The organism is Nioella ostreopsis, assembly GCF_004000255.1.
GTDB classification, from domain to species: Bacteria; Pseudomonadota; Alphaproteobacteria; order Rhodobacterales; family Rhodobacteraceae; genus Nioella; species Nioella ostreopsis.
The window spans coordinates 1-14536 of record NZ_RCIQ01000031.1; the positions used below are offsets into that span (position 1 = coordinate 1).

At 62.7% G+C, this 14536-nt stretch carries 13 protein-coding genes; 7 read left to right on the plus strand and 6 right to left on the minus strand.

Annotation, left to right across the window (positions count from 1 at the left end):
* Both EP237_RS20720 and EP237_RS20725 read right to left on the minus strand, forming a co-directional pair.
* Window positions 1-1792 (minus strand): PIG-L family deacetylase (locus EP237_RS20720; RefSeq protein WP_164744787.1); only part of this gene is annotated, 1792 nt, incomplete at its 3' end.
* Window positions 1793-2212: 420 nt separating this feature from the next.
* The gene (locus tag EP237_RS20725; RefSeq protein WP_127562735.1) at window positions 2213-2899 is read right to left on the minus strand and encodes a response regulator transcription factor; all 687 of its coding nucleotides are present in this window, start codon (window positions 2897-2899) and stop codon (window positions 2213-2215) included.
* Between the two features lie 167 nt (window positions 2900-3066).
* Here EP237_RS20725 and ribA point away from each other — a divergent pair, with 167 nt between their 5' ends.
* Window positions 3067-4152, plus strand: coding sequence for a GTP cyclohydrolase II (gene ribA / locus EP237_RS20730; protein WP_127562769.1), 1086 nt, complete (start codon window positions 3067-3069; stop codon window positions 4150-4152).
* 11 nt (window positions 4153-4163) lie between these two features.
* A complete protein-coding gene (locus EP237_RS20735) occupies window positions 4164-4643 on the plus strand; it encodes a L,D-transpeptidase family protein (protein ID WP_127562770.1) in 480 nt (159 codons plus the stop codon).
* Window positions 4644-4825: 182 nt separating this feature from the next.
* Here EP237_RS20735 and EP237_RS20740 read toward each other — a convergent pair whose 3' ends face one another.
* A complete protein-coding gene (locus EP237_RS20740; RefSeq protein WP_127562736.1) occupies window positions 4826-5479 on the minus strand; it encodes a YggS family pyridoxal phosphate-dependent enzyme in 654 nt (217 codons plus the stop codon).
* Window positions 5480-5554: 75 nt separating this feature from the next.
* The gene (locus EP237_RS20745; RefSeq protein WP_127562737.1) at window positions 5555-6520 is read right to left on the minus strand and encodes a porin; all 966 of its coding nucleotides are present in this window, start codon (window positions 6518-6520) and stop codon (window positions 5555-5557) included.
* A gap of 267 nt (window positions 6521-6787) precedes the next feature.
* Here EP237_RS20745 and EP237_RS20750 point away from each other — a divergent pair, with 267 nt between their 5' ends.
* The 4 genes from EP237_RS20750 (at window position 6788) to holA (ending at window position 11427) form a co-directional block, all read left to right on the plus strand.
* Window positions 6788-7282 (plus strand): DUF3576 domain-containing protein, encoded by a 495-nt coding sequence (locus EP237_RS20750; RefSeq protein ID WP_127562738.1) that lies wholly within the window; start codon window positions 6788-6790, stop codon window positions 7280-7282.
* 80 nt (window positions 7283-7362) lie between these two features.
* Window positions 7363-9921, plus strand: coding sequence for a leucine--tRNA ligase (leuS, locus tag EP237_RS20755; protein ID WP_127562739.1), 2559 nt, complete (start codon window positions 7363-7365; stop codon window positions 9919-9921).
* On the plus strand, window positions 9908-10399 hold the full coding sequence (lptE, locus tag EP237_RS20760; RefSeq protein WP_127562740.1) for an LPS assembly lipoprotein LptE: 492 nt from the start codon (window positions 9908-9910) through the stop codon (window positions 10397-10399). Before leuS ends, lptE begins: the two co-directional genes overlap by 14 nt.
* Complete coding sequence (holA, locus tag EP237_RS20765; RefSeq protein WP_127562741.1) at window positions 10396-11427, plus strand: DNA polymerase III subunit delta; 1032 nt, start codon at window positions 10396-10398, stop codon at window positions 11425-11427. Before lptE ends, holA begins: the two co-directional genes overlap by 4 nt.
* 22 nt (window positions 11428-11449) lie before the next feature.
* Here holA and EP237_RS20770 read toward each other — a convergent pair whose 3' ends face one another.
* Entirely contained in the window at window positions 11450-12364 is a 915-nt protein-coding gene (locus tag EP237_RS20770) for a murein L,D-transpeptidase catalytic domain family protein (RefSeq protein ID WP_127562742.1), read from the minus strand.
* A 176-nt stretch (window positions 12365-12540) separates the two neighbouring features.
* On the opposite strand from EP237_RS20770, the gene EP237_RS20775 reads away from it, so the two are divergent.
* Window positions 12541-13131, plus strand: coding sequence for a glutathione S-transferase family protein (locus tag EP237_RS20775; RefSeq protein ID WP_127562743.1), 591 nt, complete (start codon window positions 12541-12543; stop codon window positions 13129-13131).
* 186 nt (window positions 13132-13317) lie between these two features.
* Here the strand turns inward: EP237_RS20775 and EP237_RS20780 are convergent, their stop codons facing one another.
* The gene (locus EP237_RS20780) at window positions 13318-14478 is read right to left on the minus strand and encodes a TIGR03862 family flavoprotein (RefSeq protein ID WP_127562771.1); all 1161 of its coding nucleotides are present in this window, start codon (window positions 14476-14478) and stop codon (window positions 13318-13320) included.
* Window positions 14479-14536 lie beyond the last annotated feature (58 nt).

Consider the following 14536-nt stretch of genomic DNA (forward strand, 5'->3'; position numbering starts at 1 on the left):
CGGAGGTCCCGTCGCCGGTCAGGTCTGACAAAGCGTCGGTGACAGGCGTGGGTCCTCCGCCGCCTGTGCCGGACAGCGCGTATTCATAGGCGATATATTCCCGCTGGACCCATTCCTCGTAGGCTTCCAGTAAAGCCCCGTCGCTGCCCAACACGTTGGGGTCAAAGGCGGAATACTGGGCAAAGAATTCCCGAACCAGTGCCTCTTCTTCGGCTGTCAGGTTTTCGTCCAGCCCCCAGCTTGCATAGCCCACATAGCCGGTGACCGTCAGATCTCCCGCGTAGCTGTCCAGCGCCGCTGTGACGAATTGAGCGGAGTGCAGGTGGTCGGAATGCTCGATATCCGCATAGTCAGTCGTGTGATCCTGAAGGTGTATGTGATCGGGCTGATGCTGATCGAGCAGCGCTGACAACACGCCGATCAGGTCATCATGCGTGTAAGTCGCGCTTCCGTCCACGGCCGTGATTGTCGCGATGTCTCCGTCCCAAAGCTGTTCCAGGCTTTCGAAATTGTTGACCTCCGACCCTTCGCCTCGGCTGAACCCGTCGGGAAGGCGCAGGAAATAGAGCCGAATGTCGGGCTGGCTGGCAAGGTAGGAACTCGCGACCTCGAACTGGCTATTGCCGACAGTCAGGGTAACGGTTTCGTCCACCCAATCATTCGCCCCGGCCATTTGCCCATAGGCCGCGCGTTCGCCTGCTTCCCTTGCGCCCCAATACCCTGCGTCCAGCCCGGCATCTCCTGCCGTCAGATAGACAACGCTGACCGGATCGGGCCCGTCGATCAGCCGGTCTATGGTTGGGTTCATGAACAGCAGATCGTCATCCTGATGGGCGACGAAGATCATGTCTCCGACTCCCACGACCGGATCAACCGGGCCGGAGCCACCCGTGCCGTCCTCGGGCGTGGACACTGTCAGATCCAGAACCACCCCGTTCAGTCTTCCGCCCCCGGCTGAGCCCATGGCACCGATCGTCGCATGTTCTGCAAGAAAGCCGGTCGGGACGGTCCCCGCTGCGTCCACCAAGCGGACGGAATCTCTCTCGATCCAGATCGTGCCATCTGCATCGGCCCCCACGGACCACATGGCCCAGGCACCTTCTGAAATCGCGTCCGGGGCCGTGACACTGTAGACCTGTCCAGCCTCCACGATCTCGAATCGGATATCGTTGCTGTCCGCGACCCGGAACAATCGTATTCCTGATCCGCTATCGGGATTGCCATAGGTGAACACCGTCTGATCCTCACCTGCCCGCAGATCGTCGAACCGAACAACGGCATCGACCTGGAAGGCACCAGTGATGTCCCCGGGGCTGTTGAGGCGACCGCCATCCACCACATCGCCTGCATTGGTGATATCGACCCCGAGGATTGCCCCGATCAGGGGCGAATCGTCCGCCCAGTTGGATTGGCCCAACAGTTCATTCGGGCGCAGGCTGGCATCCGGCAGAACCGCCTGTGTCTGCCCCAACCGCACACCGTCCCGGTCAAGCCACATCAGGCCGTCCTGATCTATTCCAACGGTCCAGGTGGCGGTTTCCCCCTGAAGGATCGCGCCCGGGGCGATCACCGAATAGGTGGTGCCGTCCTGATAGAGGGTGAACATGATGTCACTGGTATTCTCGACCTGCGTCAGCAGGATGTTGTTGCCACCCGCCCCGGACCCGATGTCAATCAACCGTTGCCAATACCCGCCGGTCAGATCGTCAAAGCGGGCGACCACCTGCAACTCGAAGCTGCCGGAAATGTCTTCGAGATCGCCGAGCGGATAGGTCGGTTCAAGGGGCGGCATGGCAATTCCTCTTTCGAGCCGGAAGACGACCATCTTGAAGACATGCGTCCCTGGCGACAGCCATGTCGCAGCAGAGTACAGCCCTAAAAAAACGATCCCTCTCCCGCCCGGAAAAATGCGAACGATGAGAACAGGGGTACTCATGCGATGGTTAAGACGGCGTTTTCATTGCCTCGAAAAAGGTTAACCGCTAATTCCGGCAAATGTTGGCCAGATCGTCGAAGCAATACGTTTCACGGAAAGAAACAATCAATTTGTTCCAAATCGTCTCGACCGGTCCCATTGAGCAATCTGAAAAATGCCCGCCAGACGAAAAAAGCCCGGCGCTTGACCGGGCCAGTCCAACAGGGAGGTAGGTGTTATTCACCTTCCGTCAACTATCGGTTGATTATATCAATTAGTCAACATTTAGCGGTTACTTCACGCCAAAAGACGATATCCGCCGCTTTCTGTGACCAAAATGCGCGCATTCGAGGGATCGGGCTCGATCTTCTGGCGCAGACGGTAGATATGCGTTTCCAGCGTATGGGTGGTGACCCCGGCGTTGTAACCCCAGACCTCGTGCAACAGCACATCGCGCGCCACCACCCCATCTTGGGCGCGATAAAGGTATTTGAGGATATTAGTTTCCTTCTCGGTCAACCGGATTTTCTTCATATCCTCGGTTTCCAGCATCTTCATCGCGGGCTTGAACGTGTATGGCCCAAGCTGGAACACGGCATCTTCCGATTGTTCATGCTGGCGCAGTTGCGCGCGAATGCGAGCCAAGAGCACCGGAAACTTGAAGGGCTTTGTGACATAATCATTTGCGCCCGCATCAAGGCCAAGGATGGTATCGGCGTCGCTGTCGTGGCCAGTCAGCATCAGAACCGGGCATTTCACGCCCTGCTTGCGCATCAGACGGCACAGTTCGCGGCCATCGGTGTCGGGCAGGCCCACGTCCAGGATCACCAGATCATAGATCGCTTCCTTGGCCTTTTGCAGGCCTTCGGACCCATTGCCGGCCTCGAACACATCGAAATCTTCGGTCATCACCAGCTGTTCGGCCAGCGCGTCGCGCAAGTCCTCGTCATCATCGACCAGAAGGATTTTCTTGAGATTGGCCATTTGGGTGACTCCCGTTGATTGTTCCTCACTGCACATGTCGCGCAATCACCTGTCTGACAAGTGCATCGAAAAACTTCTCACGCAGCCGTGTCAGACAGCGAGCAAATGTTTCAAAACGCTACAGGGCAGTCTACATGGGGAAGATACCCGTCGTTCAGGACCATGCGATGCCGCTTCTGCCCACCCCGTCCGAGCTTGCCGCCCGCGCCCGCGCCGATCTGCGCGTCGGCTTGCCTGTTGTTTTGGGGGACGGCGATGGCATTGCTCTGCTCGCGGCGGAAACACTGACCGATGCCCGGCTTTCGGCGATCCGGAGCTTTGGCGAACTGGACCTCGCGATTACCGACCGCCGCGCGGAAACGCTGAAGGCGCGGGCCTATGATGGCGATCTGGCGCGCGTTGTGGTCCCCGACGATGCCACCGCGTCCTGGGTGCGGGCAGTTGCAGATCCCGCCGACGATTTGCGTGTGCCGATGAAGGGCCCGCTACTGACCCGGCGCGAGGGGGTGGCAGGGCTTCATCGCCTCGCCATTGCCCTGATCAAATCCGCGCAACTTCTGCCCGCGGCGATCATCGTGCCGATCGCCGATGCAAAGGCATTCGCCGCCGACCATCATCTGACCCGCCTGCACCCTGACGCCACACATCAGGATCTGCTGCGCCACCACGCCCTCAACCCCGTTGCGGCCGCCCGCTTGCCGATCGAGGCAGCTGACGCCGGTCGCCTGCATATCTTCCGCCCCGACAATGGCGGGACCGAGCACTATGCAATCGAGATCGGTCGCCCCGACCGTGATGCCCCGGTCCTGGCCCGGCTGCATTCCGCCTGCTTCACCGGCGATGTGCTCGGCTCGCTGAAATGCGACTGTGGCCCGCAACTGCGAACCGCTCTTGCAGAGATGGGAACGGCAGGGGCGGGCGTGCTGCTCTACCTCAATCAGGAAGGGCGCGGCATCGGGCTCGCCAACAAGATGCGCGCCTATTCCCTGCAGGATCAGGGATTCGATACGGTCGAGGCAAACCACCGGCTCGGCTTCGAAGATGATGAGCGTGACTTCCGCCTTGGCGCCGATATCCTGCGCCGCATGGGCTTTTCCGCCGTGCGACTGATGACCAACAACCCCCGCAAGGTGGCGATGATGGAACACGAAGGAATAAAGGTGGCCGAACGGGTTCCGCTGATCACCCCGACGAACCGACACAACGCCCACTACCTTGACGTGAAGGCGAAAAAATCGGGCCACCTGCTGTGACCCCGCAGGATATGGTCCTCACCCCAATGGGGCTGCGCTTTCAGGGCCGCGTGATTCCCTGTTCCATCGGCAAGGGCGGCATACGGTCGGACAAACGCGAAGGCGACGGCGCGACCCCGCGCGGCATCCACAGGATCGTGGGCTGCCTCTACCGGCCCGACCGCATGGCGCGTCCGGTGGACTGGGCAAGGCCGATCGGGCCGGGCGATCTGTGGTCCGACGACGCGGGTTGCCCGGACTACAACCTGCAAGTCCGCGCGCCCTATTACGGCAGCCACGAACGGCTGTCGCGCGCCGACCGCCTGTACGATCTCGTCCTGCTGACGGACTGGAACTGGCCTGTCGCCAATCCGGGGCGCGGTTCCGCCATCTTCCTGCATCGCTGGCGCAAGCCCGGCCACCCCACGGAAGGCTGCGTCGCCATGGCACCGGGCCACCTCCTCTGGCTCACCCGAAAACTGACACAAGGCAGCCGCCTGATCGTGGACTAAGCCCTTTCATCTTTGGCAAAAATACCTCCGCCGGAGGCATCCCGACCCCAAGGCCGCCACACCCGGCGAATCCGCAGACCGCCCGGGGCAGATTGTCCATGGCAATGCGGCCCGAGGAGGGCTCCGAAGGAGCCTGACGAGGGTCGCCCCCCGGTCGACGCCGGCAGGCGGCGAAACCGCTCTCAGCCGGGCACCCGGTCTCCGAAAATCGCCGACCCCACCCGCACATAGGTCGCGCCAAGCGCAATCGCCGTCTCGAAATCCGCGCTCATGCCCATGGACAGTTCCGGCAATCCGTTCCGCTCTGCGATCTTTGCAAGCAGGGCGAAGTGCAGCGCCGGTTCCTCGTCCACCGGCGGGATGCACATCAGGCCCTTTACTGGAAGGTCCAGCGCCCGCGTCTCCTCAATGAACGCATCCGCATCGCCGGGCAGGACGCCCGCCTTCTGCGGTTCTTCACCCGTGTTCACCTGGATCATCAGGTCCGGGCAATGTCCCAGATCCTGCGCCAGCCGGGCCAGTGTTGTGGCCAGCTTGGGCCGGTCAAGCGTGTGGATCGCGTCGAACAGGTCCATCGCCTGGCGCGCCTTGTTGCTTTGCAGCGGGCCGATCAGATGCAGGTCGATGCCCTCGAATCGGTCCCGGAACGCGGGCCATTTCCCGGCGGCTTCCTGCACGCGGTTTTCGCCAAACAACCGATGCCCCTCTTCCAGCACCGCCTCGACCCGATCCAGCGGTTGCACCTTGGACACCGCGATCAGGCGAACAGACCCGCGCGCGCGCCCTGCGGCGGCTTCTGCCCGTGTGATGGCCTGGGAGATTTCGGAAAGTGACATCTGTGACGATCCTTCTGCACAAAAGAAAAGAGCGGGCATAAAGCCCGCTCTTCCCTACCAAATAATCCGGTTGGATTAGAAGGACATTGCCAGGCCGAAGGACCAGGTGTCTGCGCCACCGTCGGTCGAGCCGTAGCCGAGGTGCAGGCCAGCGCCGCCACCCAGGTCGTAAGCTGCCGCGAGGCCGAAGCCCGATGCGCCGGAGTCGTACTCGCCGTAGTTGGCGTGCAGCGAGATGGCGTCCATCGAGTAGCCGACGCCGATGCCCAGGTGCGAGTTGTCTGCACCGGCAACACCGCCCACGTCGGACCAGTCGCTGTACTGGATGCCTGCGGAGAAGCCGCCTGCGAAGGAAGCAACAACCGATGCACCGATGATGGACTGATCGTTTGCAGTGCCGAAGTCGGTCGACTGGTAGCCGAGGCCGAGGCTCAGATCCACACCACCTGCGGAGGTGGAGTAACGCAGACCCAGAGCCATGTTGCCGTTGGTGTCGCCCGCGTCAACAACGCCGTTGCCAGCGCCGCCCACGGTGTCCTGCTCCATGGAGATCGCGAATGCGAAGTCACCGAAGGAGTAGTCGTAACGCAGGATCTGGCCGTCGGAGGAACCGTCGCCGTAGGAGCCGAGGTAACCGCCGTGGGTGGTTTCGTCGTCACGCAGGGTGCCGGGGTTGCCAACATTGCCGGCTTCGGTCAGGGCCCAGTCCAGAGCGCCGTCGGTGTCACCCATGGTCACGGTGCCGAAGTTGCCGGAGATGAACACTGCAACGCCACCGTGGTGGAAGTCGTTCTGCATGGTGTTGTCGAGTGCGCCAACATCGTCAGCAGCTTCGTCCAGATCAACCGATGCGCCGAAGGTCAGGCCGTTGTCGGTGGTGCCGGAGAGGCTGAAGGTGACGTCGATGTCCTGGATGAACTGCGTCTCCATCATGTCGCCGCCAGCAAGACCCATTTCGGCGTAACCGGAAACGGTAACGTCTGCAGATGCGACGCCCGCGGTGGCGACGAGTGCAGTCGTTGCGAAGAGAACCTTTTTCATGGTTTTTCCCTCGTTAGATAAAATCTCCCCAACCGGGGAATCCGCGTTGGGTATGCCTCTCTCTCAACTTTCGGAGGTCTGATTGCAAGAAAGCGCGTCGCGGATATGGCATCTTGCCCCGGTGATGGTGCAGACATGTCACAGTAGCCCAATGGGTCACCTGCCTACGCGCCTTTTAAGACACTTGCCGCGCTATTGGCCCTGCGATACCAAGGGCCAAGCGGTTTAATGGCTGTAAACCGGAATGGAACGGGACGGGAGCGTATCATGATCGGACGTTTGGGCAAAATCTTGGCGATATTGCTTGCGCTCACGGCGCTGACGGCCTGCGGTGGTCGTTTCGGCGGGCTGAACAATGAGATGAGTGACGAGACCCGCGCGCAGCTCATTGACGGCGGTGCGCTTCCAGATCCGTCGCGCAACACGATCTGGGATCTGTTTTCCAATAATGATGATCCCAATGTCACGGTCGAGGTGAACCGCTACCTTTGGAATGCCTCGCTTGAGATTCTCGACTTCATGCCAATCGAAGCTGCCGATCCGTTCTCTGGCGTCATCGTCTTCGGCTACGGCACCCCGCCCGGCGGTGGCCGCGCCTATCGCGCGACGGTCTATGTGACTGACCCCGCGCTTGATGCCCGCAGCCTGCGCGTGGCCCTGCAATCGCGTGGCGGCCCGGTCAGCCGGGAAACGCAGCGCGCCGTGGAAGACGCGATTCTGACCCGCGCGCGTCAGATCCGTATCCGCGAAGGTGACCTCTAGATTCTGACCCGCAACGCTTCTAAACACACGCCGGGCCCTCGCGCCCGGCGTTTTCGTATGACAGACGACAAGGACAGCACATGGCCCGCTACGACCCCAGTGTGATCGAACCGAAATGGCAATCCGCCTGGGAAAAGTCCGGCACGTTCCTCGCCAAGCGCGATGAGACGAAGCCGAAATACTATGTGCTGGAGATGTTCCCCTACCCGTCGGGCCGTATCCATATCGGCCATGTGCGCAACTACACCATGGGCGACGTGATCGCGCGCTACAAGAAATCGACCGGCCACAACGTGTTGCACCCCATGGGCTTCGACGCCTTCGGGATGCCTGCCGAAAACGCCGCAATGGCGTCTGGCGGCCACCCCAAGACCTGGACCTATGAGAATATCGACACGATGGTCGAGCAGATGAAGCCGCTTGGCTTCGGCATCGACTGGAGCCGGATGTTCGCCACTTGCGACCCGGAATATTACGGCCAGCAGCAGGCGCTGTTCCTCGATTTCCTCGAAAAAGGGCTGGTCTACCGCAAGAACGCCATCGTGAACTGGGACCCGGTCGACATGACCGTTCTGGCCAATGAACAGGTCGAGGACGGGCGCGGCTGGCGGTCGGGCGCGCTGGTGGAACGGCGCGAGCTGACGCAGTGGTTCTTCAAGATCTCTGACATGTCGGGGGAATTGCTGGATGCGCTGGAGGGGCTGGATGACTGGCCCGCCAAGGTCAAGCTGATGCAGGCCAACTGGATCGGCAAGTCGCGCGGGCTGCAATTCTCGTGGTCGCTGACCGAGCCGTCCCATGGGCATGAGGCGTTGGAGGTTTACACCACCCGGCCCGACACGCTGATGGGCGCAAGCTTCCTGGGTATTTCCCCCGACCATCCGCTGACCAAAGCGCTGGAGGCCGAAAACCCCGATCTCGCCGCCAAGGTGGCCGAGATGCGCAAGGGCGGCACCACGGAAGAAGCCATTGAGAAGGCAGAGAAACTTGGGGCCGATACCGGGCTGCGCGTCAAGCACCCGCTGAACCCGGACTGGGAGATTCCCGTCTGGGTCGCGAATTTCATCCTGATGGATTACGGCACCGGCGCGATCTTCGCCTGCCCGGCCCATGACCAACGCGACCTGGATTTCTGCCGCAAGTATGACCTGCCGGTGATTGATACTTTCGTGGCTCTGGATGACCCCAAACCGGTCGAGACCGAAGCCTTCGTGCCGCCGAAGACCGAAAAGGTGAAATGGATCGACCATTTCGCCGGTCTGGATGAGGCCACCGGGCAGGAAGCAATAGACGCCACCATCGACTGGATGGAGGCCAAGGGGCTCGGCACCGGTGTCACCAAGTTCCGCCTGCGCGATTGGGGCCTGTCCCGCCAGCGCTACTGGGGCTGCCCGATTCCCGTTGTGCATTGCGACGCCTGCGGCGTGGTGCCCGAGAAGAAGGAAAACCTGCCGATCGAACTGCCTGAGGATGTCAGCTTCGACATTCCCGGCAACCCGCTGGACCGTCACCCGACGTGGCGCGACTGTGCCTGCCCGTCCTGTGGTGCGCCTGCCCGGCGTGAAACCGACACGATGGATACCTTCGTCGATTCGTCGTGGTATTTCGCCCGTTTCACCGCACCGCGCGCCACGACGCCCACGGATATGGCGGAAGCGGACTACTGGATGAATGTCGACCAGTATATCGGCGGCATCGAGCACGCGATTCTGCACCTGCTCTATTCCCGCTTCTTCGCCCGCGCGATGCATATCTGCGGCCACCTGCCGAAAAAATCGAAGGAACCCTTCGATGCGCTTTTCACCCAAGGGATGGTGACGCACGCGATCTTCCAGACCCGCGATGCCAACGGTCGCCCTGTGTACCACTACCCGGAAGCGGTAGAGATGCGCGAGGGCAAGGGGTTCCTCAAGGACGGCACCGAGGTGGAGATCATCCCCTCCGCCAAGATGTCGAAGTCCAAGAACAACGTCGTCGACCCGATGAACATCATTGCGTCCTACGGCGCCGACACCGCGCGCTGGTTCGTGCTGTCCGATTCCCCGCCGGAGCGGGACGTGGAATGGACCGCCGCCGGTGCCGAGGCCGCGCATAAGCATCTGGGTCGGGTCTGGAGCCTGTGCGATCGCATCGCCGCGATGGACCCGGGCGCAAAAGGTGAAGGTGACGAGGACCTGCTGCGCGAGATGCATAAGGCGATTCGCGATGTGACACTCGGCATTGAAAGCTTCGGCTTCAACGCGGCGATTGCCCGGCTCTACGCATTTACCAACACGCTGGCCAAATCCAAGGCAGGTGCGGCGGCGCAGAAACAGGCGATCATGACGCTGGCGCAGCTGATGTCGCCCATGACCCCGCATCTGGCCGAGGATATTTGGGCCCATCAGGGCGGTGACGGTCTATTGGCCGATGCCCCCTGGCCGGTGGCCGATGAGGCGATGCTGGTGGAAAACACCGTCACCCTGCCCATCCAGATCAACGGCAAGCGCCGGTCGGAAATCACCGTCGCAAAGGATCTGGGCAAGGAAGAGGTTGAAAAGATCGCGCTGGCAGACGACGCTGTGGTCAAGGCGCTGGCCGGTGGTCAGCCCAAGAAACTGATCGTCGTTCCGGGCCGTATCGTCAATGTCGTCATCTGACCGCCGCCATTTCCTGACCCTTCTGGCCGTGGCCCCGCTTGCGGGCTGCGGCTTTGCCCCGGTCTATGCACCGGGCGGGGCGGGTCAGGCCCTGCGCGGGCAAGTGCTGGTTGCCGCCCCGGACACGCGGCTCGGGTTCCAGCTGGTCGCGCGACTGGAGGAACGGCTTGGCCTGCCACAGGCCGAGACCTACCGGCTCGACTACATCATCGAGACCTCGGAAACCGATCTGGCCATCACCGGCACCAATGACATCACCCGTATCAATATCGCGGGCACTGTCCGGTTTACCCTGACCGAAACCGCGACGGATGCGCAGTTGCTGGCCGATTCCGTTTCAACCTTCACGGCCTATTCCACCACCTCGACCTCGGTCGCAACCACCGCTGCCCGCCGCGACGCGCAGGATCGGCTGATGACCGCCTTGGCCGATCAGGTCATGTCCCGGCTGCTGGCCTCCTCGCTTCGCTGGTCATGAAGCTTTCGGCCCGCGACGCCAGCGCCTATTTCGCCAATCCCGACCAATCCGCCGCGGGCCTGCTGATCTTCGGGGCCGATGCGATGCGCGTGGCCATCAAGCGGCAGGATGTGATTGCCAAACTACTCGGCCCCGGCGCGGAAGAGGAGATGCGCCTGTCCCGCATTTCCGCAAGCGACCTGCGCAGCGAGAAAGCGCTTCTGCTGGATGCGGTGAAGGCGGTCGGCTTCTTTCCCGGTCCGCGCGTGGCTTTTGTGGAGGACGCCGCCGACGGGCTGGCCCCGGTGATTTCAGAGGCGCTGAAGGACTGGCAGCCCGGCGATGCGCAAATCATCGTGACCGCCCCGCGCGCCCTGCCCGCCAAATCCGCCCTGCGCAAGCTGTTCGAAGGCCACAAGCGCGCCTATTGCGTCGGCATCTATGACGACCCGCCAAGCCGCGCCGAGATCGAGGAGACGCTGGCGAAATCCGGCGTGACCCAGCTTGACCGCGATGCCTCCGCTCAGCTGACCGCACTGGCCACTCAACTGGACCCCGGCGATTTCCGCCAGACGGTGGAAAAGCTGGCGCTCTACAAGATTGGCGATCCCACCCCGGTCAGCGTGGCTGATGTATCTGCCTGCGCCCCCGCCACCATCGAGGCTGGGATGGACGATATCATCAATGCCGCCGCTGAAGGTCAGGTCACCCAGATCGGCGCACTGATGCAGAAACTGACCGGTCAGGGCGTCGCCCCGGTGACGCTGACCATCATGGCGCTGCGCCATTTCCGCACCCTTCATGCCGCCGCGATCCACCCCGGCGGCGCCTCTGCCGGGGTCGGGTCCATGCGCCCGCCCGTCTTCGGCCCGCGCCGCGACAAGATGATCCGGCAGGCCGGCATGTGGGGATCGGACCGGCTGGAACAGGCCCTTCAGGCTCTGATCGAGCTGGACCTCACCCTGCGATCCAGCCAGCACGCCCCACAGGATGCGCTGTTGGAACGGGTGCTGATCCGGCTTGCGACGGTTGCGTCACGGATGCGCTAGGATCGCACCAACGGACAACCGGTCACCGGCAGATCGGCAATTCAAGGGGCGGTTGGTCCGGCAGGGACTCCCGCCATTCGTCGATGATCGGGCGAAGGGTTTCCCGCGACCAGAACCTTGGCGTTTCGATCTGTTCCAGGCAGGTGGCGTTCCAGTAAAGCCCTTCTTCAGAAAGGTTTCTGCGGTCGGTCACGGCTTCTGCAACCGCCGTGATGTCACCAGACTCGGGATATATGTACAGCGTCGTCGGATCCCCTTCGACCAGCGCGATGATATCCTCCGCCACCTCTTCCGACCATGTCGTGCAGCCGTTGCTGCGCCCGCCATCATAGTTGATCAGCCGACCGAAAGGGACAAAGCCTTCGTCGTCTGCAAAAAGGCTTTCCGGGTCGCTATAGCGGCACTGCCAGCGCAGGAACATCGCGACATGGCCGCCGATTTCGCGCTCGCGCGCGTTGTCGGTCTCCCCCATGCCATCGAACAGGAGAAAGGTCCGCTCAAACGGCACCCTGTCCTCCGCCTCGCTGAAATAGCCCTTGAACGAGGTCCGGGTCTCCGCCGTCACATAGGCCCCGCCCATGGTCAGGTTGGACCCTTCCGCATTGCTGAAATGCCGCGCGCATTCCCGTCCGTTCCGGAAGTTGGCCTGCGGCAGATCCCGGCCGCTTCCATAGCCCGACGACACCGCGCGGAACGACTCTTCTGCCTCACAGATGATATAGAACCTTTCCCCGGGCGCGCCGCTGGACGATGTGCTGGGGCGTGTCGCATCCATCGCGAGGTAACAGGGGTTGGTTATTCCCGCCTCGCTCACCTGGTCCTGGTACAGATCACGCGCCCTTTGCAGCACCACCAGGGCGATCTGCCCTTCCCCCCGACCCACATGCTGCTGCAACCAGGGTGGGATATCCGTCGTTTGCGCCTGCAACGGGTTCATCGCGGCAAAAGCAACCCAGACTGCGAGCAATAAGTGCCTTGACCGGCGGTGCATCGGACGTCTCCTGTTTGATCGGCCTCGACATCAGACTAGCACAAACAGATGAACAGGCGCACGGCCTCTGGACGGCCCCGCCCTCACGCGCCAGACTGCGCCGATGCAACAGGAGGCACAGCATGTACAAAGTGATCGGCAAGACCCAGACCCGCACCTTGCGCGTTCTTTGGGTGCTGGAGGAACTGGGGCTCGACTATGACCATGTGCAGGCCCCGCCCCGCGATCCCTCCGTCGTTGCCGTGAACCCGGCGGGCAAGGTGCCGGTCCTCATCGCCGATGGCGTCCCGATCACCGATTCGCTCGCGATCATGACCTATCTGGCAGATCGCCACGCGGCCCTGACCTTTGCACCCGGCACCATTGACCGCGCCCATCAGGACGCGCTGACCCATTTCATCAACGAAGAGTTCGACCAGATCCTCTGGATGGCCGCCCGTCACAGTTTCGTCCTGCCCGAAGAACACCGCCTGCCTGCGATCAAGGACAGCCTGAAATGGGAATTCGAGCAAAGCCAGCACCGACTGCTGCCGCGCATGTCCGAAACCGGCCCCTTCCTGATGGGCGAAACCATGACCATCGCCGATATCCTGCTGGCCCATTGCCTCAGATGGGCCGTGGGGGCGAAGTTCCCCATCATCGACGACCGCATCCACGCCTTTGGGGCCATGATGTTCGACCGCCCCGCCTACAAGAAAGCCGCTGCCGCCTGACGCGCGCCAACCCCTTCTTCTTGGTCGAAATACTCCCGCCGGAGGCGTTCCTACAGCGCGCCCAGTGGATCGTGGAATGTCTGGAACAGTCCGCGCGGCCTTCCGTGGCAACGCGGTTCGAGGAGGGCCCCGGAGGGGCTTGACGAGAATCGCCCCCGTCGCGACCCGGCCCTGTCCGGGGCGCAATCAGCCGCGCCACGCCCCCGCATGCTTCCCGGCCCATAGCCCGGTGGCAAGGCAGCCCGTCAGCAAATACCCCCCGGTCGGCGCCTCCCAGTCCAGCATCTCACCGGCCACGAATGTCCCGGGCCGCGCCCGCAGCATCAGCCCGTCGGAGACCGCCGCCCGCATCACGCCGCCACCCGTGGAAATCGCCTCATCCAACGGCCTCGGTCCGGCCAGCGGCAGATCCAGCGCTTTCAGCTTTGCCGCAAGCGCCGCACCCTCCGGCACCGGTCTCGCGACTTCGTTCACCAGGGCCATGCGCACGCCCTCCAATCCCAACAGCTTCCGCAGATGGTTGGACAGGCTCGCCTTCCCGCGCGGGCGAGCGAGGCGCGCGGCCAGATCCTCGACCGTCAGATCGGGGAACAGGTCCAGCACCAGCCCTGCCCCTTCGCGCAACTCGCGATAGAGCGCGTAGATACCGCCGCCCTCGACCCCATGTTCGGACACCACGAATTCCGCCCGCGCTTCCCGGTTCCCGGCGCTCAGCAAACAGCCCTTCACCGGGGCCCCGAACCAGCGCGCCATATGCGGTGACCAGGTGACCCGAAATCCCATATTCGCCGGGACGATCGGTGCAACCTCAACGCCGATATCCTCCAGCCACGGCAGCCAGGCCGCATCCGACCCGAGCCGCGCCCAGGATCCGCCGCCAAGTGCCAGAACGGTCACCTCTGCCTGCACCAGCCGCTGCCCTTGCGGCGTTTGGAAGCGCAGCGCAGACTCCTCGAACCCGGTCCAGCGCCAGCGCAACCGCATCTCTGCCCCGATCCGCCCAAGCCAGGCCCGCAGCAAGGGCGACGCCTTCATCACCTTTGGAAATACCCTTCCCGAAGATCCCGTGAACACCGGTTGCCCCAGCCCCTCGGCCCAGGTCTTTACATCGTCGGGCTGGAACGCATGCAACATCGGCTTCAGCCAGTCTTCAGCCTCGCCATAGGCTGCAAGGAACCGCTCAAACGGCTCGTCCTTTGTCAGGTTCAACCCCGATTTGCCTGCCATCAGAAACTTGCGCCCGGCCGAGGGCTTTGCCTCGACAATCACCACGGAGCGCCCGGCATGCGTCATGGCCTCGGCGGCCATCAGACCGGCTGGTCCCGCCCCAATCACAACCGCGTCCAGTTTTTCGGTCTGCATCCGCCCTTGCCTCGTCCCGGGTTTGCGCCATCCTATGGCTCAG

Bases quoted from the DNA above. Each gene is read 5' to 3' on its own strand.
- EP237_RS20745 (WP_127562737.1), bottom strand. From the start codon at position 6,520: ATGAAAAAGGTTCTCTTCGCAACGACTGCACTCGTCGCCACCGCGGGC.
- ribA (WP_127562769.1), top strand. From the start codon at position 3,067: ATGCCGCTTCTGCCCACCCCGTCCGAGCTTGCCGCCCGCGCCCGCGCC.
- EP237_RS20750 (WP_127562738.1), top strand. From the start codon at position 6,788: ATGATCGGACGTTTGGGCAAAATCTTGGCGATATTGCTTGCGCTCACG.
- EP237_RS20775 (WP_127562743.1), top strand. From the start codon at position 12,541: ATGTACAAAGTGATCGGCAAGACCCAGACCCGCACCTTGCGCGTTCTT.
- EP237_RS20770 (WP_127562742.1), bottom strand. From the start codon at position 12,364: ATGAACCCGTTGCAGGCGCAAACGACGGATATCCCACCCTGGTTGCAG.
- lptE (WP_127562740.1), top strand. From the start codon at position 9,908: ATGTCGTCATCTGACCGCCGCCATTTCCTGACCCTTCTGGCCGTGGCC.
- EP237_RS20725 (WP_127562735.1), bottom strand. From the start codon at position 2,899: ATGGCCAATCTCAAGAAAATCCTTCTGGTCGATGATGACGAGGACTTG.
- EP237_RS20740 (WP_127562736.1), bottom strand. From the start codon at position 5,479: ATGTCACTTTCCGAAATCTCCCAGGCCATCACACGGGCAGAAGCCGCC.
- leuS (WP_127562739.1), top strand. From the start codon at position 7,363: ATGGCCCGCTACGACCCCAGTGTGATCGAACCGAAATGGCAATCCGCC.
- holA (WP_127562741.1), top strand. From the start codon at position 10,396: ATGAAGCTTTCGGCCCGCGACGCCAGCGCCTATTTCGCCAATCCCGAC.
- EP237_RS20735 (WP_127562770.1), top strand. From the start codon at position 4,164: ATGGTCCTCACCCCAATGGGGCTGCGCTTTCAGGGCCGCGTGATTCCC.